The sequence below is a fragment of the Methanohalophilus profundi genome (assembly GCF_004137855.1).
Classification (GTDB): Archaea; Halobacteriota; Methanosarcinia; order Methanosarcinales; family Methanosarcinaceae; genus Methanohalophilus; species Methanohalophilus profundi.
Map to the genome: position 1 here is coordinate 1,483,214 of NZ_QBKB01000002.1, position 24,037 is coordinate 1,507,250.

Below are 24,037 nucleotides of genomic sequence, written 5' to 3' on the forward strand. Positions count from 1 at the left end.
CATACTACCCCTCAAGCAAGCATAGTTATGGAATCAAGGCGTGCTGTTCCCTCTACTGTCCAGTAATCGCACACATTGCAGTATTCTATTCCATTTTCGTTGACTTCCATTTCGGAATGGCATTCCGGACATCTTTTCAGTCTTGTCATATTATTCTCCCCAGATATCTTTGAAATAGGATTAGTGCTAAAAGTAAATTATTCGTACCCCACTTTTTAGTAAATCCCGTTTGTACTTATAGGATTATTTTTGTATTTAAATGTAGTGGAACAATTCAACTTGTTTTTCCTCAATTGTTATTTCCATGTATACCTGGGCAATTGATGCACTTGCTATAGGCTTTGTATCAATTTCATCAAAATATCCCAGCACCTGTTCCATTGATATTTCAGGTTCACCGTTCTGGGTGCCCGGTATTGCACATTGCAGGCTTGAAAAGGAAGGCAGCATCTGTTCAAACTCAAGGGGTTTTACGCGGTCCTGCAGATTTGCCAGTTCCCTTATGTAACTCTGGGGGCAGGATATCGGACCTTTTACTCATTATTTGGCCCAATTTAACAAAAGTAGGTCCCAATTCCTAAAAAGCAAGTCGCATTCTGCGGGCATTGTGCTGGTTCTCAACATCGAGATAACAGGTACCACGTCTACCGGGTATGTAGTTGCGATTTATTTCTTTATATAGAAGACTGAAAAGATTATATTTTGTAGAAATCCTGAGAATTTCCAGATATCTGCGAACCTTTTTTAGCATCAACCCGTTTTTGCATTTTCCTTATTAAATATGTATTGTTATATTTTGTGGAATAGGTTTAATTAACAAATGTGAATATTTCTTCCCATGAACAATATAGTCATTGTAAGATACGGCGAACTGTCCCTGAAAAGTCCGGGTGTGCGTAATTTTTTCGAACGTACACTGGTTAATAATCTTAAAGCAATGCTTGAGCAGCAGGCAGTTTCATATAATGAAGTTATTAGGGACAGGGGGCGTATTTTTATCGAATCCGATGACCCGGCAGCTGCAGAAGTGTGTTCGAATGTTTTCGGGGTGGTATCTACCTCTTTTGCCCGTAAGTCGATCCAAATTTGAAATCAGCCGCAGAGGAATGTGCTGCAATCGCTGGTGATTTCATCGCAGAATCCGAATCGTTTGCAATCCGTCCACGTCGCTCGGGGAATCACTCTTTTACCTCCGCGGATTTAGGAAGGATTTGTGGCGATGCGGTGTATGAGAAACTTGAGTCCCTGGGAAGGAATCCTTCGGTGAATCTTGATAATCCTGATAAAGAGATATTTGTGGAAATGAGGCAAAACGCCGCTTATGTGTTTACGGGAATTTCCAAAGGTGTGGGTGGTCTGCCAGTGGGTACTCAGGGTAAAATGGTAGTTCTGGTATCTGGAGGAATAGATTCCCCGGTTGCTGCCTGGTTGCTGATGAGAAGGGGTGTAAAAATCATTCCTGTATTCTGCAATAATGCACCCTTTTCTGATGAAGCAACCCGAAAGAAAGCCATCAAATGTGTGAAAGTGCTTAACGAGTGGTCTGCCGGCAACCCCATGAAAATGTATGAAGTTCCCAACGGAAAAAATTTACAGGCAATTCAGGACAACTGTTCTCTCAAAAATACCTGTATATTATGCAAGAGGATGATGTACAGGATTGCTTTTGAAGTTATGGAAAAAGAAAAAGCATCAGGTATTATTACCGGGTCATCCCTGGGTCAGGTGGCTTCCCAGACAACTTCAACCTGCATGCTGAAATTTATGGTCTGGGATTTCCGATATATCATCCCCTCATAAGTTTTGACAAAACTGAAATAATCGATCTGGCCAGAAAAATAGGTACTTTTGATATTTCTACTCTGAGTTCTGCAGAGTGTGGAGCAGTTCCTGACGTCCGGAGGTAAGGGCCATGTATGATGCGGTAGTTGAAGAGGAAGCAAAACTGGATGTTGATAGCCTTATTGACGATTCCCTGGTAAATGCCAAGGTATTGTATGAGTTTGAGTGAAAATAAGGCTTGAAGGGATGGACCTGGCGGGATTCGAACCCGCGGCCTTTACGTTGCGAACGTAACGATCTTCCCCTGATCTACAAGCCCAAAAAAAGAGTTGTGAAGACCTTCAGACAGGTCTTCCTACTTCTTCTACCTGTACGCTCTCGACACCTTCGATGGTTGCTATGGCTTCCTCAACAGGCTCGGTTCCGCCTTCCAAGTCGCCTACAAGAACTGTAGCTTTAATGGCCTTGAGGCCAAATGCAATAGGCTCTTCGACAGTTCCGAAGAGTTCTGAACCTTCAGGCAAAACACCTGCGATCTTTGCTTTGATCTCTTCAAGATCTCTTTCTACGCCATCGGGCATTATTTTAATAGTAGCTGCAACATCTCCCATATTTACACCTCATGGACCCATGAATCCACATTTAGGACAGACGTAATTGTTACTCTGCTGTCTGCATTTTATGCATCTTCCAAGTTCGGTGTCACATTCGGGGCATGCAAAATGTGCAAAACCCTTGTCCGAAAGGTGTACACCGCAGGAGGTACAGTAATTGACCTTCTCCATTGTATTTCTCCTTATTGTGATTTTACTATAAGTATGACGGATTGAGTACATAATCCGTATATAATTTAAAATTTCCCCCTGATGTAGGTACTTGTGTCTCTGTTTCCCATAATAGTCTCTGTTATTCTGGAAAAATAGTTGCCATTTACAATAGTGCAATTCATTTCATGTTGTTTAAGGTAGTGTGGAAGATAGGAATCCACACAACACTGTCCCATTCTTATGATGTCAGAAGCGGTAATTTCCCGTAATAATTTTCCCTGTTGCAGGATTCCGTCCACATCTGTTACTTTAATATATTCTGCTCCTGTCATTTGGGCAAATTTTGCACCTATTGTGTCGGATGTGACCTTCCACGAATGAGGCAGGTCGTCGCTATCTGTAAGAATCCTGTAGGGTAGCATAATTCGTACCCCTTCAAAAGGTCTGAGGGTAGCAGTTGTTTCAATTTTCGTTTTTTCCCTGAGGTATATGCCGTACTGTTCCATGGATAGGATCGCCAGCCAGTGAGAGGTATCATCATCAAAACCTGTTGTCTTTTCCATGTCCCTTATTCTATCTGCAAAGGGTCCTCCGCCGGGAACCACGAGCAACTGTACTTTTTTATCCTTTGCCCAGCTTTTCAGTGACAGCAGTAATTCAGGCCCCTGTTTTATCAGGCTCCCACCCAGTTTTAATACAACTTTTTCTTTCATGTTTTGTTCAGTTTCACTCCAGCAGATTGGCTACAGCATAGGCGGGGAATACCTTTGATATATCCTGGCTCCATTTGTCTGCCAGTGAAATACATTCAATGCCCAGTTCTTCACATGAGTTTTGATCAAATTCACCAAGTCCTGCTGCCAGGACGGTATTTATGTCGTGTTTGTGACAAAGTTCGGAGATCGCTTCTGCGAGCCTTTCTTTCTGTCTATTCTTGACAGCCACTGCTATCTTTCTGACATCTGCCATGTCAATTTCATTCAGGTCTGCGCAGACAACCCTTGCAAGTCTTCTGGCAGCCTCTTTTTCTGATTTGCCATGCCCATCAGCAGTTTCACATGTGTATGCATCTTCATCGATATCGGACAGGAGGAGGTAAGCATCCGCGCTTGTGGCAAAGAGCTCAGAGGCGACTAGGCAATTCCCCGGACTTATCGCTACACTGTCCAGCAGGGCTGCTATATTTGTTCTCAGGATTCCCTGATACAATAATTCGCTGTTTGCAAGACGTTGTGTATCGGTATTGTGTGCAACTACTTTCCCGTTTTTGACAGGGATTATGTCACTAGTAGTACTGCCCATATCCACAAAAAGGCAATTTTCCATTTTCCTGGCAATAAAACTTGCAGAAGCCATCCAGTTTGCTGCGGCAAGGGAGGCGGGATTTTGTGCATGTTTTACAAAATTGCCTCTTTGGTCCAGAAAATCAATTTCACAGTCAAAACTGTCTCTTACAATATCCATAATGCCAGTAACCCCTGAGGCTTTGTCTTCGTAACAATCTGCAAGTTCTCCGGTCATCACAACGCCTACATGAGATGGATTGTGCTTTTCTGAGATATTTTTCAGAACCGTTGGAAGTTTTGTTTCTCTCCAGAGGGGTACATAATAAAGTTCACAGACAGCGCCGTCTGAGGAGGCTATTTTTGTATTTGCCCCTCCAATATCTATACCGAGTTTTTTCATAAAAGGTCCTCCTTTCGGAATTCATAATTGCCGGTAATATGTACTGTTGATGGTAAGTTCTCTTCCAGGGCACCAATCAACAATTCTCCGATTTGGGGTTTGATTATTTTGCAGATGCCCACAAGCGAAGTGGTTGGCCTGGGATTTATGTCTATTACATAGGGCCTGTCACCCATTACAATATCAACACCTGTGTACCCCCTGCATCCAAGCGCCCGTACCGCCCGTTTTGCAGTATCGATAATCAGTTCCCTATCAGGTGTCTCATAGGGGGTTATTCCTCCCCTGTAATCGATGGTGGTTTTATTCTCTCTTCCTGTAATTTCTATGTACTGGCGATTGATTGTCAGGGGAAGGGGCGCATCGGCACAGACAAGACTCACACTCAGGTGTTCTCCTTCGACATATTCGGTTACGACCATGTCCTGGGATATTGAAGGATTGGATGTAATGATCGTATTTTCCGCAGCACATCCATATCGTGGCTTGACCACATAATTGGTATCTTTTTTGAGCTCTTCTACCGTTTCAACAAGTTGAGGGGCAGGTATTCCTTTGTTTTCAAGAATTTTTCCGCACTTGAATTTATCCGCACACTCCCGGATAACTGCCGGTGACGATCCCATATTTGAGGTATGTTCTTCTATTTCTTCCACAAGCCCCGCAAGCAGATCATCCGGGGCAATTATCAGTGCAGCATCACATTTTTTGGCCTCGGTCTGTAAAATCGTCTTTATATTTCCTTCGTCACAATATACAGGTGTGCCGACCTGAATTTCGGTTGCAGATGTCGTATATTTAATTTCATGATGGCCTGCGTCAAAGCTTTCTGCAAGGCTTTTTAGCATGGCTTTACCCTCAAGCAGGAAGGTACCTCCCATTCCCGTACTTGTGGCATATTCGCAAATTAGGATGTTCATATTTCGAGAAATGTTTTATTTAATATATGCTTTGGGTTTATATCGGGGAGACAATAAATATATACTATCAGGACCTCTTTTTTGCAGAGAGGGATGGATTTGGAAATGTCAGAAAATCCTTTTATTCAGGCACTGTTAATATCTTTTGCAATGGCAATTTTCATGGTTGGTATGGCCATGGGTATAATGCAAATAGTAACCACCGGTTCAAACCCCGTACCTTATGCCATTATACTTTTGGTATTCGCCATAATCTTCATTCTTGGCTCTGTTTTCTTTGAAAAGAGAGGGGCTGACGAATTGGGATCAATTGCTGGTGCAGCACTTGTTTCCTCGGTAAGTACCTTTTCAATCATCTCTTTTCTGGGAGGACTGAGTTTTGCTTTTAATGATGGTCTTTTTTCCATAGGATGGAATAGACTAGTTTCCGCACTGGCGATTTGTATGATTGTTAGTATGCTGGTTGTCAAGTTCTTCTCTTACAGGATCCAGAACCAGTATTCCTGATTAGATGCCCACCATCCGCAAACTATTTATAGAACATCATACAATCCAATTCATTGCAATTTCTATTATAAGTTGGACCGCTCAATACACAGGCGGAGATGTCAGTGATGGTAGGTAAAGATAAACAAGAAGATGATAACTCCTCAGACGCGGGATATTCTCCTGAAGAGCTGGAACAGCTGGTTCAGGAAAAGGATGCGGAAATTGCATCCCTGAAGGAAGACCTTTTGCGTAAGAGAGCAGAATTTGATAATTTCCGTAAACGTACCCGCAAGGAGCAGGAAGAATTCCGCAATTTTGCGGTGGAAAACCTAATGGTGGAATTGCTTGATGTCTATGATAACTTCGAAAGGGCCATAGAATCCGCTCACAATACCGATGATGTGAACTCGGTGGTCGAAGGGGTAGAAATGGTATTCAAGCAATTTGTATCGATCCTGGAAAAACAAGGTCTCAAAAGGATTGAATGTGAAGGTGAGGAATTTGACCCATCCGAACATGAAGCCATGATGCACGTTGAACATGCGGATCATCCTGACAATACTATCATTGATGTTTGTAAGCCTGGGTACAAGTTAAATTCCAGGATAATCCGGCCCGCTATGGTGGCGGTGTCCAAAAATACTTCTTCTGACAAAGAGGAGAAGTAAAGTTCATTGAAATGAATCGATAAGAAATATCAACTATAAATCTGATAATATTACAAAGAGGTAATCTATATGGGTAAAATACTTGGAATTGATCTGGGAACTACAAATTCCTGTATGGCAGTGATTGAAGGTGGCGAACCAACTGTATTACCGAATGCAGAAGGTAGCAGGACGACCCCCTCTGTTGTGGGATTCTCAAAGAAGGGAGAAAAACTTGTGGGCCAGGTAGCCAAAAGACAGATGGTGGCAAATCCGGACAATACGGTAAGCTCAATCAAACGTCATATTGGTGAAGGGGACTATCAGGTAACTCTCAATGGCAAGGAATATACTCCACAGGAAATTCTGCAATGATACTGCGCAAACTCAAGGAAGATGCAGAAAATTACCTTGGTGAAACAATTACAGATACTGTAATCACAGTACCTGCTTATTTCAACGACTCCCAGAGACAGGCTACAAAGGATGCCGGTAAGATCGCAGGGCTTGAAGTTAAGAGGATCATAAATGAGCCCACAGCAGCTTCTCTGGCATATGGATTGGACAAGGAAACCGGTGACCACAAGATCCTTGTTTACGATCTCGGAGGCGGTACATTTGATGTGTCCATCCTTGAGTTGGGAGATGGGGTTTTTGAAGTACTATCCACAAGTGGTGATACCCATCTTGGAGGAGATGACTTCGATGACAGGATTGTCAACCACATCATAAGCGAATTCAAAAAGGAAGAAGGTATCGATCTATCCGGTGACAAGGCAGCAATGCAGAGGTTCAAGGATGCCGCGGAGAAGGCCAAGATTGAATTATCCGGTGTAGGTACCACAAACATCAACCTTCCTTTCATTACAGCTGATTCTAACGGCCAGCCAAAACATGTCGACATAGATATTACAAGGGCACAGTTCGAAAAGATGACCGAAGATCTGATTGACAAGACCCTCCAATCCATGAAAAAAGCTCTCAGTGATGCAAACCTTAAAACTTCAGATATCGAAAAGATCCTGCTAATTGGTGGTTCTACCAGGATGCCTGCAGTTGTCAGGACTGTGAAAGAATTCATCGGTAAGGATCCGTACAAGAATATCAATCCTGATGAAGCGGTTGCTGTGGGTGCTGCCATACAGGCCGGTGTAATGGGAGGAGAAGTTGAAGATGTATTGCTGCTGGATGTCATTCCTCTGACCCTTGGTATCGAAACAATGGGTGGGGTCGCACGCCCTTGATTGAGAGAAATACCACAATTCCTACACGTAAGAGTCAGGTGTTCTCGACAGCTGCGGATAACCAGAGTTCTGTGGAAATTCACGTATTGCAGGGTGAAAGAGGCGTTGCTTCTGCTAACAAGAGTCTGGGGCGCTTTATCCTTGATGGTATACCACCTGCACCGCGGGGAATGCCACAGATTGAAGTAACCTTCGATATAGATGCCAATGGTATCCTCAATGTTTCTGCAGAGGATAAGGGAACTGGTAAAGAGCAGTCTATAACCATCCAGAAGCCAGGAGGTCTCTCTGATGAGGAGATCGACCAGATGGTCAAGGATGCAGAGGCACATGCTGAAGAGGATAAGGCAAAGAAAGAAGAGGTTGAAGCAAGGAATAATGCACAAACCCTGGTAAGTTCTGCCGAGAAGGCTATCAAGGAAGCAGGAGACATTGCTTCTGATGAGCAGAAATCCAAGGTAGAATCCGCGATTTCAGATCTCAATACTGCTCTTGAAGGCAGTGACATTGAAGCAATCAAGAGTAAAACCGAGGCTCTGCAGGAAGCAATGTATGAAATCTCTGCCCTTCTCTACCAGAAGGCACAGGAAGAGGCTGAGGCTTCCGGACAGGCCGCAGGCGGAGAAGGTGCTTCTACATCTGATGCTGAAGGTGGATCAGATGAAGATGTTGTCGATGCTGACTTTGAAGAAGTAGACAACAACAACAACAACAACAAATAATTTAAACCAGTGCAGGGAAGCCCCCTGCAATTTTTATTTAATTAATTACAAAAGATTCACGGGTTTTCTATGTCTACCAAGCGAGATTATTACGAAATACTGGGTGTTTCCAAGGATGCATCAGCTAGCGAGATTAAGAAAGCGTATCGCAAGCTTGCAATGAAACATCATCCGGACAAGAATGAGGAATCGGATGCGGAGGAAAAGTTCAAGGAGATATCCGAGGCCTATGCTGTCCTTTCCGATGAGGGAAAGAGGGCTCAATATGATCGCTTTGGACACTCGGGAATCGATGACCAGTATTCTGAAGAGGATATCTTCCGTTCAGCTGATTTCGGTGGTTTTGAAGACATCCTGGAACATATCTTTGGTGGAGGTTTCGGTGGTTTTGGCGGAGGCTTTGGTGGCTTTGGTGGCTCAGGCCGAACCCAACAGGGCCCTCGCAGAGGTTCTGACCTGAGATATGACATGGATATTACCCTCAAACAGGCTGCATTCGGAGATAAGGTTAACATCGATGTTCCACGGGCCCATAAATGTGACACCTGTGGTGGGACAGGAGCCAAACCCGGCACAGAACCAGTCAACTGTTCTAACTGTGGTGGTAGTGGACAGGTAACCCATGCCCGCCGCACTCCCCTTGGTAACTTTATGACAGCTACCACCTGTGACAAATGCCACGGCAGGGGCCAGATTATTGAATCACCTTGTGAAACCTGCAAGGGTACCGGTAAAGTCAGAAAAACAAAAACTATCGAGGTAACCATCCCCAAAGGTGTGGAAACCGGTCTGCGTTTGAAAATGTCCGGGGAAGGCGAAGCCGGAAGTCCAGGTGCCCCTCCCGGGGATCTTTACATTGTACTTCATGTAAAACCCCATGAACACTTTGAAAGAATGGGTGACGACATCGTATGCGAAATCCCTATCTCTTTTGCACAGGCTGCTCTGGGTGACAGCATACAGGTTCCCACTCTTTACGGGGATGTAAAGATGAATATAAAACCCGGCACCCAGACCCATTCAGTATTGCGTCTTAAAGGCAAGGGGATGCCTCATCTGCATGGGCATGGACAGGGTGATCAGCTCGTAAAAGTTATCGTACAGACCCCTACAAAGCTCAATGAGGAACAGAAAAAGCTCCTCAAGGAATTTGACAGTCTGGGTGGAGGATCCGCCGGCTCAGGCAAAGGTGGTGTTTTTGATAAATTCAAAAATGCTTTTGAATCTGTAATCTCCCCTGATGACTCTCCAGGCGATTCTCCTGCCTGATTTTCTTTTTTTCAGTAAGCTTTAACAACAATAGCATATATTATCGCTCAATCCAGTTTATTGTTGTATGTTAATTGGATAGAGGTGCCTTTATGAAAATCATTGTCATAGGTGCAGGTGAAGTTGGGTATCATATAGCTAAATCACTGTACCTGGAAAATGATCTTGTTATCATTGATGAAGATGAAGATGCTTGCCTGAGGGTCGATGAATTCGATGTTCAGGTTATTCAGGGCAACGGAGCAAACGCTGCAATTCTTGAAAAAGTTTTGATCGGTGCAGATCTCCTTGTGGCTGTAACCGGTGATGATGAAGTAAACATAGTTTCATGTATGGCTGCTAAATTGATAAAACAGTCCAATAAGAATTTCAAGACCATGGCAAGGGTCAGTAATCCTGATTATATAGATAGGCCGGTAGCCAAACGTACACAGGTTGGTATTGATGTAATGGTGTGTCCCGAACTTGCCCTTGCATCTGAAGTTGCTGACATTTTATCAATTCCTTCTGCTATCGATTCTGAATCCTTTGCAGATGGAAAAGTAAAAATGATGGAGTTTGTTGTAAAGGACAATAGTAATATTGCAGGCAAACATCTTCGAGATGTAGATTTGCTCGATTGCTGTATCGTAAGTGCTCTTTTCAGAGGTTCGCAACTGATCATTCCTCATGGTGAAGATATTATTCAGGCCGGCGACCACATCGTAATTATTGGTAAAACAGAAGCAATGAAGGACATTTCTTCCTTTTTTGGCGAGATTAATAAATCACGCAGCCGTGTGATGATAATCGGAGGGGGTGTAGTCGGGTTTTACCTGGCACAGCTGCTTGAAAATACCCGTTTGAACGTAAAGATTATTGAAAAGGGTCGCCACAGGTCTGAAATGGTAGCCGATAATCTTCAAAAGGCACTTGTTTTGCGTGGGGACGGTTCCGACCTGAATCTTCTAAAGGAAGAAGGTGTCGGTGAAATGGACGTAGTTATCTCTGTCACAGACAGTGATGAAAAGAATTTATTGTGTTCGCTAATGGCCAAACAGCTGGGGGCAAAGAAGGTAATTGTCAGAGCTGATCACTTTGATTATGTGCCACTTTTCGAAATGGTAGGTGTAGACCGTGCTGTCAGTCCCAGGGAAGCCACGGTTAATGAAGTACTCAAACTTACTATGGGAACGGGAATCGAAGCCCTGACAACCATTGAAGGTGAAAAGGCAGAAATTATTGAATATACCGTATCTAGCAAATCAAGAGTTACAGGAAAGCTTCTAAAAGATATGAATTTCCCGGATGATTCACTCGTAAGCATGGTCGTACATGGAGGAGTTACTATTATTCCCAGAGGTAACTACAGGATAAGGGAGGGGGATCACCTGCTTGTATTTTCCCTGCCCACGGCACATCAGGCCGTAGAAAAACTGTTCAAGTAAGGGTAAATTTCTGTGTCCATACCCGGTGACTGGAGGATAGAGAAGCCGAAAACTCCTGAATTCTGGAAAAATAAAAATAATCAGTCAAACTGATTCTTTTTATATTTGAATTCGAAGTTGTTGTTAACTACATCTCTGAAAAGGCCCCTCAGGTCCCATAATAGTTTTTTGTTTGCTTTGAATAGGGCATAAAGCAGGTCCTTGAGACTGAGGCTATAAAAATTAACATTGGACAGGGATTGTGCAAGGTGATTGAGGTCCCTGTCTGTAAATTTGATAAATGTCTCTTTTACTACCAGGCTATATTCGATTTCCTTTCCGATGGTGGATCTCCAGAGAGTTTCATATTCGTTCAGGGTATCTGTGGTGTAATCTCCTTTTTTAATGGCATCCGCAGCAACTTCTGCAGCAATCTTTCCAGCTTCCATGGCATTGATTATACCTCCTCCTGTAATTGGATCTGATTGGCGTGCAGCATCACCTACGAGGATTAACCCATCACTAACTGTTTTTTCGATGGGGCCACTAACAGGAACTCCTCCATAGACCATTTCGATGATCCTCCCTTCGGGATAGACATCTCTCATAAATTTATCAAGATAGTCGATGGCTCTGTGGTCACCTGATTTACTTCCCAGAATGCCAACGCCTATGTTTGCCATATTTTCACCTTTCGGGAATACCCAGAGGTAGCCTGCTGGTGCAATTTCGTTTCCGAGATAAAAATCACAGAATTGTGGATCAATATCAATATTAGTAACAAGATATTGTACGCAGGTTTCCATATCGGTTGGTTTCAGGGAGGTATCGATCCCGGCCCATCTGCCTACCTTTGATTCCATACCGTCAGCGCCGATTACGATCTTTGAGCGTATTTCGTATTCCTCACCCAGGTGCATTGCATAAATTCCACATACAACACCTTTTTCCATTATAAGCCCGGTTGCCCGGGTCTTGACCCTAACTTCTGCACCTGCCTTGGCACATTGGTCCACAAGGGCACGGTCGAAAACTTTTCTTTCAAGGACGTAACCTACTTCCCCTCCGGACATTTCTTCACTCATTTCAACCATCGTGCCGTCCGGGGAATATATACGGGAGCCTGTAAGGTCTGCGCATATCCATCTTGGATCGGGTTCAATGTGGTCGCTGAGGCAGATTTTAGAAACTCCCTCTGCACAGCGCACAGGGTCTCCTATTTCCTGCCTTTTTTCGATAAGGAGAACATCAAGTCCGAGTTCTGCAGCATTTTTTGCGGCGATTGCTCCCCCGGGTCCACCACCTACGACTATTAAGTCATACATTTCTTTCATTTATTCACCTCAATAGCTCCTACAGGGCAGATTTTGGCACAGAGACCACAACTTGTGCAGCAATCATTAGCTTCCACCCATGTTTCTACAAGCTCGAGGGCTCCGCCGGGGCATACACCCACACATGCACCACAGTATCCGCACTTGTATCGATTTATCTTAATACTCATCCAATCACCGAAATAAGATATGAATTTACCCTAATAACACATGTAAAGATATATGTTTTGTCAGTAAAGGTTTAAAATTATTACATTTTACCTTTTCAAGTATCATATATGCAGGAGATTTATAAATTATTGCATGTTATCATTTATTATGGAATTTATTATTGTTTATATCACAACTTCAGGTACAGTTGAGGCACGCAATATAGCATCCGAGTTAGTTTCCAGAGGTCTTGTCGCCTGCGTGAATATGTATCCTATAAGATCGGTTTTTATGTGGGAGGGAGAAGTAAACGAGGACGATGAAGTCGTCCTTTTTGCCAAAACGACCAAGAACAATTTTGAACCTGTACGAGAGTTTGTGCGCAGCATACACAGTTATGAGTTACCTGCAATTGTTTCATGGGATATTGAGGCAGATCCTGTATTTTTGGAATGGATCAGGACATCGGTATCTAATTAAAGGGGCTTATTTTCACCCTTCCTTTACCTTCCTTTTTACCGAATCTTTTTTCGGCATAATCCTTTGCAATTCCCTGTCCATGTAATAGGAGTTCTGTAATATCCTGTGGTTCATCAATATCCGTACTTGCAAGGAATGAATCATATACCCGAATAGAGAGTTTTTGTTGTGCGGCAATCATGCAGTGATTCTCAAAACTTGAACCGTAGTATTTGACCCTGAAATTCTCAGGTTTGCGGATGAACAGTATATTTGTGCCGCCTCCCTTGCCCGGAACGATTGTCATATCCGCTTTACTCGCTACTATATCTTTTATATGACTGAATTTCACAAGGGGCAGATCCGCCATAATGATCAGTATCGGCTCTTCCTTTTGAGAGAGATATTTATTCAAACAATCGTTGAGGTCCGTGTCATCCTCAATTATATTTGCTTTTACTTCCCTTTTCACGTCACAGGCTTTGGGGGTGATTATATCTATATTCAGAATCCCACCTTTCCTTAAAGTTGCAACAACATCCAGAAGCATCTTTTCGACAAAGGTTTCCCTCTGCTCCTTTGTCATAACAGTTGAAAGCCTGGATTTGGCATTTTCCTTTTTGTAGGGAATTACTGCTCTCATTTACATTCCCTGTAATGTGTATCTCGTCTGACAGGCCTGCGTCCGATTCCTTTGATGATCCATTGCATCTCTTCGGGGTGCAGGTATTCACCATTCTTTCCCCCGGATGCAACGGTGATCTGGTCTTCCATAAGTGTACCACCCAGATCGTTGGCACCACAATTCAGGGCTACCTGTGCAAGCTTGTTTCCAAGTTTTACCCAGCTGGCCTGTATATTTGGTATATGTTTATTGAGAAGAACGCGTGCAATAGCATAGAATTTCAGGTCTTCTATTCCACCCGGGCCATATCTCCCTTCTTTAATCATTTTTTTACCCACTCTGTTATTGTAGGGCAGAAATGGAAGAGGGACAAGTTCTGTGAATTTGCCCGTTTTTTGTTGGATCTCCCTGAGTATAAGGAGGTGGTCGATTCGCTCCTCCCAGGTCTCCACATGGCCATACATAATGGTTGAATTTGTGACCAGACCTGCATTATGTGCTGATTTAATTGTATCAATCCATTCTTCTGTAGTGATCTTTTCAGGACAAATTATATTTCGCACTCTCTGGCATAGGATTTCCGCAGAGGTTCCTGTAAGGGTCCCCAATCCGGCTTCCAGCAATTTTGTGAATGCCTCTTCCAGAGAAATACCATCAACCCTGGCAGCGTGGTTGATCTCCATGGGAGAATATCCATGAATGCTTATATCTGGATATTTTTCCTTGATCGCTCGTACGATCTCAAGGTAAAAATCAAGTTTGAGTTCAGGAAGAAAACCTCCCTGTATGCAAATCTCGGTGGCGCCTGCAACATATGCTGTTTCCACCTTTTCCAGGATTTCCGGTATTGTCAGTATGTAACCGTCAGGCTGGTTGTATGAGCAGAAATTACATTTGCCCCTGCACATATTGGTGATGTACACATTGCGATTCACAACATAGGTAACATCGTCACCGACTGATTCCCTGCGCAGCCGGTCTGCAAGGTCAAAAAGCTCAAAAGGGTTTTCTTTGAGAAGTTTCAGGGCATCTTCCCTGGTGGCCAATCCGTTTCTAGCCCGATTTTCAATATCTTCAGGAATCATTTCCCTGCCTCAATGCTTTCATAGAGAGTATTCCTTTGCACAGGTTTGCGGCCGGCAGTATGGATCAACCATTTTATTTCGGAAACTTCCATACTTTCCCCGTTTTTTGCACCTGCAGAGCTGGAGATTTTCTCTTCCATCAATGTCCCCCCAACATCGTTGGCACCACAGGTAAGAGCTACCTGTGCAAGTTTCTTTCCGAGCTTGACCCAGCTTGCCTGTATATTGGGGATGTGGGTATGCAGGAGGATACGGGAGAGCGCATAAAACTGTAAATCCTCTATGCCGCCGGTGGCATACTTGCCTTCTTTTATCATCTTTTTGCCGATAGGATTGTTATAGGGCATGAACGGCAAAAGTACAAATTCGGTAAAACCAGCGGTTTTGCTGGATCTCCCTTATTTTCAGTATATGATCTATTCTTTCTTCCTTTGTTTCCACATGCCCGTACATCATGGTTGCAGTAGTGGCAATTCCAAGCCTGTGGGCTGTAGTGATTACATTTTCCCATTGCAGGGTGTTCAGTTTTCCGGGACATATTATTTCGCGCACCCTGTCTGAAAGGATCTCTGCAGCAGTACCGGGCATAGTTTCAAGGCCACTGTTTTTGAGCCTTTTTATTGTGGATTCGATAGAAAGTCCGTTTTTCTTTGCAAGGTGGAAAATTTCCATCGGGGAATAGGCGTGAATATGTATGTCGGGATAGTTTGCTTTGATGGAACTGAGAATATTCTGGTAAAATTCCAGATTTGCATCTTCAAGTAGGCCGCCCTGGATACAGACTTCTGTAGCACCTAACTCAACAGCTTCTTTTGTTTTTCTGATTATATCCGATTTTTCCAGAAGGTAATTTTCCTGGTTCCTGAAAGCACAGAAACCACAGTTGCCTATGCATCGGTCTGTGAAATTGATATTTCTGTTGACAACATATGTCACATCATCGCCGACGGCTTGTTTGCGTAATTCATCGGCAAGGGAAAAAAGTTGCAAAGGGGGCACTTCCAGCAATTTGAGGGCATTTTTTTTTGTGACGTCTCCCTCATATGCCTGCTGTATTATATCATCAGGTATCGTGGTTTTCATAGGAATCCTTCTGTTATTTTCGATAACCTCTGGAATTTGCAAGGGAATTTATCAATCCATCAAGTTGCTTACTATACCATCCACTTCTTATGTATTGCGGGTAGATGGGTAATCTTTCCTTTAATGGGATATCTCTTGCCATAATTTTCAATTTTTCAACATCCGGCCATTCAGCTTCGGGATTTATCCAGTCAATCGTAGTGGGGGAGATTCCTCCCATATCTTTGGCACCGGCTTTTATCAGCAGGTGAGGATCAATTAGGTTTGGGGCTACCTGCACTTCTACGTCTGCAGGCAGGATGCTTCTTGCCAGCTGTACGGTATCGAGCATCTCTTCCTTTGATGGTGGTCTGATGCTTTCCATCATGGTGGAGGGTTTGGGCATGAAATTCTGGATTATTACTTCCTGGATATGGTCATATTTGAATTGTAGCTCTGCAATGGCTTCAAGGGAATCGATACGATTTTTGCGGGTTTCTCCGATACCTACAAGGATGCCTGTTGTGAATGGGATATGTAATTTGCCTGCATCTTCTATCATGGTAAGGCGGATGTCGGGTTCTTTACCAGGCGACAGTTCATGGGCAGGTAACCGGGCAGTGGTTTCGAGCATGAGGCCCATACTTGCGTTTACAGGTTTAAGGACTTCCATTTCTTCATAGGTCAGTATCCCGGCATTTGTATGGGGCAACAACCCTTTTTCAATTGCCATCTCGCACAATTTGTAGACATAATCCACAGTTGAAGAATAGCCTCTTTGTTCCAGCCACTCCATGTATTCGGGAACTTCCTCTGCATACTCTCCGAACACGAACAGGGCTTCCGTACACCCTGCCCTTTTTCCGTGGCTTAGAATATCACCTATCTCTTTTTCACCCATCAGTTGTGCATCAGGATGGGATGGTTCACGACGGAAGGTACAGTAATGGCAGTTGTTCCTGCAGATGTTTGTGACAGGAATGAATACATTACGTGCGAATGTGGCATACTCTGGCATGAATGGAGAATGAAATGATATATATCCTACATAAGATTAATGCAACATAAATACGGGTTTATATTATGGGATGCACATTTCTTTTCGGGGAGGTCCGTATAATTGCTTGAAGCATGGATTGAAAAATGTCCCCGTGCGGGCGGGAAGAATGTACTGTATTCGGAGTGTCGCTCTTGTGAAGACTTTGTGAAAGTGGATTGCATTTACATTGTCTGTGGCTATAAAGGCTATGCAAAGAGACGGTTTATTTATGAGCAACATTGAGGCTGGCGATGCGCAGGATTATTCTGGCTTCTACATCTCCCCGGCGCAGGGAATTGCTGACACAGCTCATTGGGGATAGCTTTGAGATAATCCCTTCTTCTTACAATGAGCTCATGGATGAGGAGTTGGACCCTCCTTCTCAGGCTCTTCGGCACGCTCTGGGAAAAGGTTGTGACGTTGCGACAAAATATCCGGATTCTGTGATAATCGCAGCTGACACGGTTGTATCATCCGGTGGAATACTTCTCGGCAAGCCTGCAGGTAAAGAAGACGCCATGTCTATGCTGAGGATGATTAGTGGCAGAACTGTGGAAGTTTTTACCGGAATTGTAGTTATTGATTCGGGAAAAGGGATTGAGGATACTGATATAATATCCACTCAAGTTAGGATGGCGAACCTCTCCCGGCAAGATATTGCAGCTTATGTGAAAACCGGTGAACCAATGGATAAAGCAGGGGCCTTTGCCATACAGGGGCTTGGTGCTGTGCTTGTGGAAAAAGTGGAAGGGGATTTTTTTAATGTGGTCGGCCTTCCCCTTTTCAGGCTTTCGCAGATGTTAAAAAAGGTAGGTGTAGATGTATTTTAACTCATGCAGGCCGATTCCTGACCTTTTCCTTAAATAGATAATAGATTGCACCTGTTGACAGGAGGGTGGAGACTACATAGACCATCCAGCCGATGTATGGGATGCTCCCCAGTAGCAGTAGTATTAATATGCCAGCTGCCATCTCCCGCCATCGTGTAGTAGTCCTGCCTAGCAATCCGAATAGTTTTTTTCCCAGCCATAAGCCGGCTATTATCCTTGCACAGTAGAGCAAAAAAATCATTATCAATAACAGTATCAATGCAAGGGGGATTCCAACCACTGTTACTGCAAGTATAATTGCTCCCATGAGGATTCCAAGCAATGATAAAAGGCCGGCTATAGTCTTGTGAGTTGGTTTATCCGTGAGGTGAAAGGTCATGTCCTCTATGCGATTGGTTGCCAGGTAGAGAATTATCCAGCCGGTTAACAGTAACATTATGTAACGCAATAACCAGAAAACAATATCCATGAACCCGTATCCATTTTCATCGGATTCTGTTATACCCGGCTGCGTGTCTGTAGAGGTAATTCTTTCCCCTTGAATAGTGGCATCAGGAAGGGTTTGTATTTTATCGGTATCAACATCCAGTTCCCCTGCGACATTCCCGCCAAGTATTAGATTCCCGAAGTTTCCTGACACATTGCCTGCAACATCTCCGTAGAGGTATGCCTTATCTGTGCCGGCTGCCAGATCTCCTCCAATTGTCGCATTTTCTTCCAGGATGAATTGGCTGCAGCCTGCAATTACATCATCTCCAATACTTTCGGATACGGTCAGTGTCCCGGCAGCTATCCTGACATCATCGGCTATGTTTCCTTGTATTGCTATTGTACCGCCCGCAGCTATCAGGTCTCCGGAAATATCTCCGTTGACAGTAATGGTGCCGCCGGTAACCACCAGGTCACCGTTTATGTCACTGTTGATCTGCAGATTGCCTCCTGCAGCATAAACATCATCATCTATCGGTTGTAAGATTTCCATATCTTCTTGGCCATCGTATGAGGTGAAGGCAAAAGCAGGTTGGATGATTAACAGTATAAATACCAGTAACAGTACAGTGAACCTTCTGATTTGCATGAATATCCCCCTAGTGAATTTGTTGAAGAGGTATTTAAGGAACACCGGTCATTCCCGATGTTGTTGCTTTATGATATCCAGCGTGTTCATAACACCCAGGGCAACGCCTTCTACTTCGATGCCTCCTTTTCCCTTTGCCCCGTCCCCAACTACGTAAAGACTATTGATGGGTGTGGTGTTGTCTATATCTGACCCGGAGGATGCCCGGTTTACGGGCCAGCCGTCATAATATGACTGGGTGAGGATTACTTCGTATTTTTTATTGGGGAAGACTTCTTTGAGATCCTGCAGGCCAAGTTCGATCTCCTCTTCTAGTTTATCGATTTTTTCCTGCTGGACACTTTGGTGTGCCATTACCAGATGTTTCCCTGCAGGAGCAAGGTTGGGGTCTGTGTTGGTCACTTCATTGATTCCATTGACCCGGCGGCAGTAAGGTGTCAGGAGAATGCCGTTGTGGCCGATCAAAGGCTCATCTGCGGCCAGGCATATCTTAATTCCTGCAGAAGGTTTGGCATTGTCTATTTTTTCTTCATAAGCACTATTAATGGTATCTGAGTCATAAAGATCTCTTGTAAATGGGTGGCCAATATTGCTTATTACAACATCGGAGTAATGTTTTTTTCCATCTGCTATTACTCCCCGGGATGTATTGTTTTCCACAATTATCCGACTCACTTCGGTACTTTTATGGATTTTTCCGCCATTTGAACGAATTATTTCTACAAGAGCATCCGTAACTCCTTTACATCCACCCTTTGGGATGCCTGTTCCTCCATAGCGGTAGAGATTCTCAAATATTTCAAAAGCTTCCTCTGCAGGTACGTCCCGGTTTGTCAGGCTCAGTGCCCAGCCGCAGAATGAGTTGGCGGTTTTGTGTGCGCTATCTTCATCAAGGTATTTATGAATCCAGTTTTCAAAAGAAATATTTTTAGGAGGCCACCTTCTGGTGGTAATTAAAAGTATTGAAAGCTTGAGCCTATTCCACATGGAGAATTGTGATCCATACTGATTGAAAGATATATCTTTAAATCCGGATTTGTAATTATTTGACCCATCTGCGGGTATACGTATCATGGCCATTGGTTTACAGGGTACGATTTCCGCATCTGCACCTATTTTTTTGAGCAGGTTGCCCAGCGGGCCTGTAGAACCGTGAGGTATCATGTGCAATGCTCCTGTGGACAGGCTAAAACCGTGGTATTCGATATTCGTAAACCGGCCACCTGTAATGGGTAACCTTTCAAACACCTCTATTTCATGTCCTTCGATTGCGAGTGAAGCCGCGCTTAAAAGACCGCCGAGTCCTGCTCCGATTACATTGATTTTCATTTTTCAGCCTCGATAGCCTTAAGGGGGCAGTAAAGTGCACATATGCCACAGTTGGTACATTTATCTGTAATATACGCATTTCCTTTAACTACAATGGCGTCCTGTTTGCAGAAAGCGGTACATTGTCCGCACCCAACACATTTTTCATTTACTCGCATATGATTCTCCACTATTCTGGTAGGTGTAAATATGTTTTGAATTTCGATATGAACTGGATTGGGATGAATACACAATTTATTAATATTTAGTTTTCGTTAGTTTAAAGGTAGTAATGGTGGAAGCGAACCATTGTTAATTATCAATGGTGATAGTTATATATCTCCTTGTTTATATGTTTTTAAATGGTGATTGGATGTCTGCAGAGATAATACAGATAGTATCCCGGAAAAAGGGTGAAATTGTTTCAAAAAAAGTTAAGGCAGCGCCCTATGAATTTACTATCGCAACTCGTGCAAGATGGGAAATGGTGATTGCGGATAACGATCTGGAAATCAGGGCAGGGGAATACAAAAAGATTCCTGTAAGGGAAATCACCCTTGATCCCGATACTCTTGCAATGCCATGTGCTTTTACGTATCATGCGGTTGCTTCTGTTCTCAAGATTGCTTCCACTGAGGGAGCATGTCCTGTGGATAAAGAGCGCACTGTCAGATATGCATATGTCTTCGGCCAGACAAATGGAAAAATCAGGGAAGGCGACCTGCTTGGTGTATTGAATGTTTTCCCGATAATGTTTACCAGGGAAGCAATGACTCCTACTGAAGTTGACTAAGGGGTATTGGGATGGAAACCTGTTTGATTTGTGGTGAGGCTCAGGATTACAAACAGTATGGTAATTATAATATCTGTACTACCTGTGCTGATGTTATGGAAGATGTGATGGGGGAATTTTTCCTCCGCACAATTTGTAATTGTTCCAAACCCCAGTCCCATGAAACGTATTTCAGTTATTTGAACAGTACCTCAAAGTACATTTCTGATTACAAGAAAATCATATCCCGTTCGAAAAAATATGAAAGACATATTTCCGAAAAAGCTTCGGATGCAATTGAAAAAGTGGAAGTCCCTTCAAAGCAGCGATATTTTGAAAGAATGCAGGCTGTTGTAAAATGGCTGGAAGATAACCCGGCATTTTACCATTATTATTTTAAGAAATATTATGTCTGTCCTGCTTGTGGAGCTTCTATCTTTGAAAGGTATGCAAAGGAGGAGGTAGGGGATTGGATCGTTATTTCGTGCTCTGAATGCGGTGAGCTGATTAAGAAATACTTCGCTCCAAAAACTCTTTGATACATACATTTTTAACTATTTTTTAATTTCAGCCATATTTGTATTTTGTTTTTCTCACGTCTTGTGTAATGCCTTTTTTAAATTCCAATTTTGATTATAAAGCGTGATAAATCCAATATGTTTTTATGTGATGATTCATTAGAAGATTCAAAATAAAATCCAGTGGACCATTTATTATACAAATGCAGTGACGTTACATAAAGTCAATTGGTTCACATTTATTTGATGTTCATAATCAGGTGAGTTATATGTCAGGAATTGTCGATAGTAATATCGTATATAGTTATATCCCGGTTGCGGTGTTTCTTGTCGTCTCACTACTGATGCCTCCAATGACGATGTTGATCGTTAAATTGCTCAGTCCAAGGAGCAAGGGTGCGGAGAAATATTCCACTTATGAATCAGGATCGGTTCCTACCGGCCCTGCACGTATTCAGTTCAATGTGGAGTATTACCTCTATGCGATCGCATTCGTATTGTTTGATATCGAAGTCCTCTTCCTTTACCCGTGGGCTATGATATACAGAGGTAATACAGGAGTAGATACGACGGTAGCGGTAGTCGAAATGCTTGTGTTCATTTTTGTTCTCCTGTTCGGTTATGCATTCTTATGGAAGAAGGGGGCACTTAGATGGCTGAAGAATTAAAAGAAAAATCCTATGAACAGCCCGTTGCTAAAGAACAGGTGGAAGAGGAAGAAACGATTCCCGGTGTGGTAACTACCACTTCTCAGGAAATAAATAAATTCCTCCAGAAGACCAAAGCTCAGGATTTCATAAACTGGGGTCGTAAGAACTCTCTATGGTTTATGGCCCAGGCAATGGGATGCTGTGGTGTAGAGATTATTGTAACAGGTATGTCTCCTATGGATACCGATCGTTTTGGTATCATTCCCAGGAACTCTCCCAGACAGGCAGATGTTATGATAATCAGTGGGTATGTTACAAAGAAATATCTTCCCGCTCTCAAGAAATTATATGATCAGATGCCTTCTCCTAAATGGGTAATCTGCATGGGTGACTGTTCTATAAGTGGCGGTCCTTTTTATGAGTCCTACAGTACCGTACAGAACATAGATGAGATATTCCCGGTTGATGTTTTCATCCCCGGCTGTCCTCCCAGGCCGGAAGCATTAATTCAGGGTTTCCTTGAAGTTCAGAAAAAGATTGAAGCCAGGGAAGACAAGGGTTCAGGATATGATAGGTGATATCATGGATGCGGAAAAGATTATTGATTCACTGACTAGTAAGTTCCCGGAAGCAATCTCAGATACAAACACCGAGTCTGAAAGACGCATTTCTGCATATGCTGATGCTGATAATATTGTGGAAATATGCCAGTATCTAAAAGATGAACTCCAGTTTGGACACCTTTGTTCTGAAACAGCGGTAGATTTGATTCAGAAAAACGAAATTGATGTTGTGTATCACATCGGTTCTTATGATCATCCGGTAGTGCTGACATTGAAAGCCAAACTTTCCAGGGATAAACCGCAGATTGAATCTGTTGTACCGGTTTACTGGAATGCTAACTGGTATGAAAGGGAAACCTATGAGTTATTTGGTGTACAGTACAAGAATCATCCGGACCTGAGAAACCTTGTCCTTCCGGACGAATTGCTGGGAGACTGGCCTCTACGTAAGGATTACGAAGGATTCCCCCAAAATACTGCTAAAAACCTGGTGTGAGTGATAAATATGGATACTAATGTTGGTCCTGATGAGATGCTTATCCACCTGGGCCCTCAGCATGTTGCACAACCCGGACCTTTCAGACTGAATGTCAAAGTGAAAGGTGAGACTGTGCAGGACTCTGAGGTCGAGCTGGGTTTCATCCATAAGGGCATTGAAAAAATACTGGAAAGCAAGACCTATCTTCAAGGCATTCCTGTGGTTGACAGGGCATGTTACCTTGCAGCCCTTTCCAATGAAGAAGCATTCGTAGGCAGCGTAGAACGGCTTGTTGGCATTGAACCAACTGAAAGGTCACAGTATATCAGGGTCATAGTTGAAGAACTTTCCAGGATACAGAGCCATCTGCTTGGATATGCGGAATATGCTTCTTTCCTTGGATTTGTCTCAATGTTCATGTACCCGATAGCTGTAAGGGAAAAAGTTCTGGAACTTCTTGAAATGACCACCGGTGCAAGGATTACGCACTCATACCTTCGTTTTGGTGGTGTACGTGACGATCTGCCAGAAGGTTTCGAGGCAAAATGCAAGGAAACATTCGAGTACGTCAGAAAAGGTGTTGAGGAATGGGGCGAGTTGATGAAAACCGATATGATCTACAGGGAACGTGCTGTAGGCATCGGTGTCCTCACTCCTGATGTAGCCAGTGACCTTGGCGTTTCCGGTCCACCACTGCGTGCGACAGGTGTTGATTTTGATATAAGGAAAGATGATTCTTATCTTGTTTATGATGACCTGGATTTCAAGGTTTGTACCGAAACTGCGGGAGATATTGACGCACGTATCTGGGTGCGTATCGCAGAAATATACGAAAGTATGTATATTATTGAACAGGCACTGGACCAGATACCTTCCGGACCCCTGTTCCCGGAAAACCTTCCGTATGATCGCAGGTCCCCTGTCATGAGGGTTCCTGAAGGCGAGGTGTTTTACAGGGTTGAAGACCCAAGAGGAGAAATGGGATTCTATATGGTCTCCGATGGTTCAGACAAACCCTACCGTGTAAAGATCAGAGGTCCCGTATACCCAACTATGCAGGCACTGCCACCCCTTATAAAAGGCACCCAGCTTGCAGATGTTGTAGCGATTGCGGGAAGTATGGATGCATGTACCAGTGAGGCGGATAGGTGAAA

The 24,037-nt window shown here is 43.5% G+C and carries 29 protein-coding genes, 1 tRNA gene and 3 pseudogenes; 15 read left to right on the forward strand and 18 right to left on the reverse strand.

Annotated features, from left to right (window positions below):
- Window positions 1-11 precede the first annotated feature (11 nt).
- The 3 genes from C9889_RS10130 to C9889_RS10135 all read right to left on the reverse strand — a co-directional run bounded on the left by C9889_RS10130 (window position 12) and on the right by C9889_RS10135 (window position 751).
- Window positions 12-149, reverse strand: a complete 138-nt coding sequence (locus C9889_RS10130) for a hypothetical protein (RefSeq protein WP_164999314.1) — start codon at window positions 147-149, stop codon at window positions 12-14.
- A 106-nt stretch (window positions 150-255) separates the two neighbouring features.
- Entirely contained in the window at window positions 256-450 is a 195-nt protein-coding gene (locus tag C9889_RS07895) for an AarF/UbiB family protein (protein WP_129598496.1), read from the reverse strand.
- Between the two features lie 127 nt (window positions 451-577).
- Complete coding sequence (locus tag C9889_RS10135) at window positions 578-751, reverse strand: hypothetical protein (protein WP_164999315.1); 174 nt, start codon at window positions 749-751, stop codon at window positions 578-580.
- 87 nt (window positions 752-838) lie between these two features.
- Between C9889_RS10135 and thiI the strand changes: the two are divergent.
- Window positions 839-2,011, forward strand: a pseudogene (gene thiI / locus C9889_RS07900) (tRNA uracil 4-sulfurtransferase ThiI).
- An 18-nt stretch (window positions 2,012-2,029) separates the two neighbouring features.
- Here the strand turns inward: thiI and C9889_RS07905 are convergent.
- The 6 genes from C9889_RS07905 to C9889_RS07930 all read right to left on the reverse strand — a co-directional run bounded on the left by C9889_RS07905 (window position 2,030) and on the right by C9889_RS07930 (window position 5,155).
- Window positions 2,030-2,101: transfer RNA gene (locus C9889_RS07905), tRNA-Ala, on the reverse strand.
- A 22-nt stretch (window positions 2,102-2,123) separates the two neighbouring features.
- A complete protein-coding gene (locus C9889_RS07910) occupies window positions 2,124-2,393 on the reverse strand; it encodes an elongation factor 1-beta (protein ID WP_129598498.1) in 270 nt (89 codons plus the stop codon).
- Window positions 2,394-2,402: 9 nt separating this feature from the next.
- Window positions 2,403-2,567 carry an HVO_2753 family zinc finger protein gene (locus C9889_RS07915; protein ID WP_129598500.1) on the reverse strand — a complete coding sequence of 55 codons (165 nt, stop codon included), beginning with the start codon at window positions 2,565-2,567 and terminating at the stop codon, window positions 2,403-2,405.
- A 65-nt stretch (window positions 2,568-2,632) separates the two neighbouring features.
- Entirely contained in the window at window positions 2,633-3,262 is a 630-nt protein-coding gene (locus C9889_RS07920) for an amino acid kinase family protein (RefSeq protein WP_129598502.1), read from the reverse strand.
- Window positions 3,263-3,275: 13 nt separating this feature from the next.
- Window positions 3,276-4,235 carry a hydantoinase/oxoprolinase family protein gene (locus C9889_RS07925; RefSeq protein ID WP_129598504.1) on the reverse strand — a complete coding sequence of 320 codons (960 nt, stop codon included), beginning with the start codon at window positions 4,233-4,235 and terminating at the stop codon, window positions 3,276-3,278.
- A complete protein-coding gene (locus C9889_RS07930) occupies window positions 4,232-5,155 on the reverse strand; it encodes an ATP-grasp domain-containing protein (RefSeq protein WP_129598506.1) in 924 nt (307 codons plus the stop codon). The genes C9889_RS07925 and C9889_RS07930 overlap by 4 nt, the downstream gene beginning before the upstream one ends.
- Window positions 5,156-5,260: 105 nt before the next feature.
- On the opposite strand from C9889_RS07930, the gene C9889_RS07935 reads away from it, so the two are divergent.
- The 5 genes and pseudogenes from C9889_RS07935 to trkA all read left to right on the forward strand — a co-directional run bounded on the left by C9889_RS07935 (window position 5,261) and on the right by trkA (window position 10,953).
- Window positions 5,261-5,662, forward strand: coding sequence for a heat-shock protein (locus C9889_RS07935; protein WP_084006320.1), 402 nt, complete (start codon window positions 5,261-5,263; stop codon window positions 5,660-5,662).
- 107 nt (window positions 5,663-5,769) lie between these two features.
- Window positions 5,770-6,312, forward strand: coding sequence for a nucleotide exchange factor GrpE (grpE, locus tag C9889_RS07940; RefSeq protein ID WP_129598508.1), 543 nt, complete (start codon window positions 5,770-5,772; stop codon window positions 6,310-6,312).
- 69 nt (window positions 6,313-6,381) lie between these two features.
- Window positions 6,382-8,257: pseudogene (gene dnaK, locus C9889_RS07945) on the forward strand (molecular chaperone DnaK).
- Between the two features lie 69 nt (window positions 8,258-8,326).
- On the forward strand, window positions 8,327-9,526 hold the full coding sequence (dnaJ, locus tag C9889_RS07950; RefSeq protein WP_129598510.1) for a molecular chaperone DnaJ: 1,200 nt from the start codon (window positions 8,327-8,329) through the stop codon (window positions 9,524-9,526).
- A gap of 92 nt (window positions 9,527-9,618) precedes the next feature.
- Window positions 9,619-10,953: a Trk system potassium transporter TrkA gene (gene trkA / locus C9889_RS07955; RefSeq protein WP_129598512.1), complete on the forward strand. Its 1,335-nt coding sequence runs from the start codon at window positions 9,619-9,621 to the stop codon at window positions 10,951-10,953.
- Between the two features lie 80 nt (window positions 10,954-11,033).
- Here the strand turns inward: trkA and C9889_RS07960 are convergent, their stop codons facing one another.
- On the reverse strand, window positions 11,034-12,266 hold the full coding sequence (locus C9889_RS07960) for an NAD(P)/FAD-dependent oxidoreductase (protein ID WP_129598515.1): 1,233 nt from the start codon (window positions 12,264-12,266) through the stop codon (window positions 11,034-11,036).
- On the reverse strand, window positions 12,263-12,436 hold the full coding sequence (locus C9889_RS07965) for a 4Fe-4S binding protein (protein ID WP_129598517.1): 174 nt from the start codon (window positions 12,434-12,436) through the stop codon (window positions 12,263-12,265). Before C9889_RS07965 ends, C9889_RS07960 begins: the two co-directional genes overlap by 4 nt.
- 148 nt (window positions 12,437-12,584) lie before the next feature.
- Here C9889_RS07965 and cutA point away from each other — a divergent pair, with 148 nt between their 5' ends.
- Entirely contained in the window at window positions 12,585-12,896 is a 312-nt protein-coding gene (gene cutA / locus C9889_RS07970) for a divalent-cation tolerance protein CutA (protein ID WP_129598519.1), read from the forward strand.
- Here cutA and cofC read toward each other — a convergent pair.
- The 4 genes and pseudogenes from cofC to cofG form a co-directional block, all read right to left on the reverse strand.
- Window positions 12,889-13,518: a 2-phospho-L-lactate guanylyltransferase gene (cofC, locus tag C9889_RS07975; RefSeq protein ID WP_129598521.1), complete on the reverse strand. Its 630-nt coding sequence runs from the start codon at window positions 13,516-13,518 to the stop codon at window positions 12,889-12,891. The two genes, cutA and cofC, sit on opposite strands and share 8 nt — an antisense overlap.
- Complete coding sequence (gene cofH / locus C9889_RS07980) at window positions 13,515-14,585, reverse strand: 7,8-didemethyl-8-hydroxy-5-deazariboflavin synthase subunit CofH (protein ID WP_129598522.1); 1,071 nt, start codon at window positions 14,583-14,585, stop codon at window positions 13,515-13,517. The genes cofC and cofH (C9889_RS07980) overlap by 4 nt, the downstream gene beginning before the upstream one ends.
- Window positions 14,582-15,668 (reverse strand): annotated as a pseudogene (cofH, locus tag C9889_RS07985) (7,8-didemethyl-8-hydroxy-5-deazariboflavin synthase subunit CofH). The gene cofH (C9889_RS07980) and the pseudogene cofH (C9889_RS07985) overlap by 4 nt, the downstream one beginning before the upstream one ends.
- Window positions 15,669-15,681: 13 nt before the next feature.
- On the reverse strand, window positions 15,682-16,665 hold the full coding sequence (gene cofG / locus C9889_RS07990; protein ID WP_129598524.1) for a 7,8-didemethyl-8-hydroxy-5-deazariboflavin synthase subunit CofG: 984 nt from the start codon (window positions 16,663-16,665) through the stop codon (window positions 15,682-15,684).
- A gap of 102 nt (window positions 16,666-16,767) precedes the next feature.
- On the opposite strand from cofG, the gene C9889_RS10140 reads away from it, so the two are divergent.
- Both C9889_RS10140 and C9889_RS07995 read left to right on the forward strand, forming a co-directional pair.
- Window positions 16,768-16,929, forward strand: coding sequence for a hypothetical protein (locus tag C9889_RS10140; RefSeq protein ID WP_164999316.1), 162 nt, complete (start codon window positions 16,768-16,770; stop codon window positions 16,927-16,929).
- Window positions 16,930-16,937: 8 nt separating this feature from the next.
- A complete protein-coding gene (locus C9889_RS07995; RefSeq protein ID WP_129598526.1) occupies window positions 16,938-17,516 on the forward strand; it encodes a Maf family nucleotide pyrophosphatase in 579 nt (192 codons plus the stop codon).
- A gap of 1 nt (window position 17,517) precedes the next feature.
- On the opposite strand, the gene C9889_RS08000 is transcribed toward C9889_RS07995, so the two are convergent.
- From C9889_RS08000 to C9889_RS08010, 3 genes are read right to left on the reverse strand one after another with little or no spacing between them, the layout of a single operon-like run.
- Window positions 17,518-18,594 (reverse strand): hypothetical protein, encoded by a 1,077-nt coding sequence (locus C9889_RS08000; protein ID WP_129598529.1) that lies wholly within the window; start codon window positions 18,592-18,594, stop codon window positions 17,518-17,520.
- A gap of 48 nt (window positions 18,595-18,642) precedes the next feature.
- Window positions 18,643-19,923 (reverse strand): phytoene desaturase family protein, encoded by a 1,281-nt coding sequence (locus C9889_RS08005; protein WP_129598531.1) that lies wholly within the window; start codon window positions 19,921-19,923, stop codon window positions 18,643-18,645.
- Window positions 19,920-20,081, reverse strand: a complete 162-nt coding sequence (locus C9889_RS08010; RefSeq protein ID WP_129598533.1) for a 4Fe-4S binding protein — start codon at window positions 20,079-20,081, stop codon at window positions 19,920-19,922. The genes C9889_RS08005 and C9889_RS08010 overlap by 4 nt, the downstream gene beginning before the upstream one ends.
- A 194-nt stretch (window positions 20,082-20,275) precedes the next feature.
- Between C9889_RS08010 and C9889_RS08015 the strand changes: the two genes are divergently transcribed.
- The 6 genes from C9889_RS08015 to fpoD all read left to right on the forward strand — a co-directional run bounded on the left by C9889_RS08015 (window position 20,276) and on the right by fpoD (window position 24,035).
- Window positions 20,276-20,695, forward strand: coding sequence for a DUF22 domain-containing protein (locus C9889_RS08015; RefSeq protein ID WP_164999317.1), 420 nt, complete (start codon window positions 20,276-20,278; stop codon window positions 20,693-20,695).
- 11 nt (window positions 20,696-20,706) lie between these two features.
- Window positions 20,707-21,213 carry a hypothetical protein gene (locus C9889_RS08020; RefSeq protein ID WP_129598537.1) on the forward strand — a complete coding sequence of 169 codons (507 nt, stop codon included), beginning with the start codon at window positions 20,707-20,709 and terminating at the stop codon, window positions 21,211-21,213.
- Window positions 21,214-21,461: 248 nt separating this feature from the next.
- Complete coding sequence (gene fpoA, locus C9889_RS08025; protein ID WP_129599513.1) at window positions 21,462-21,860, forward strand: F420H2 dehydrogenase subunit FpoA; 399 nt, start codon at window positions 21,462-21,464, stop codon at window positions 21,858-21,860.
- The gene (fpoB, locus tag C9889_RS08030) at window positions 21,845-22,420 is read left to right on the forward strand and encodes a F(420)H(2) dehydrogenase subunit B (RefSeq protein ID WP_129598539.1); all 576 of its coding nucleotides are present in this window, start codon (window positions 21,845-21,847) and stop codon (window positions 22,418-22,420) included. The genes fpoA and fpoB overlap by 16 nt, the downstream gene beginning before the upstream one ends.
- A 4-nt stretch (window positions 22,421-22,424) precedes the next feature.
- Window positions 22,425-22,901: a F420H2 dehydrogenase subunit FpoC gene (fpoC, locus tag C9889_RS08035; protein ID WP_129599516.1), complete on the forward strand. Its 477-nt coding sequence runs from the start codon at window positions 22,425-22,427 to the stop codon at window positions 22,899-22,901.
- Between the two features lie 9 nt (window positions 22,902-22,910).
- Window positions 22,911-24,035, forward strand: a complete 1,125-nt coding sequence (gene fpoD, locus C9889_RS08040) for a F420H2 dehydrogenase subunit FpoD (RefSeq protein WP_129598541.1) — start codon at window positions 22,911-22,913, stop codon at window positions 24,033-24,035.
- Window positions 24,036-24,037 lie beyond the last annotated feature (2 nt).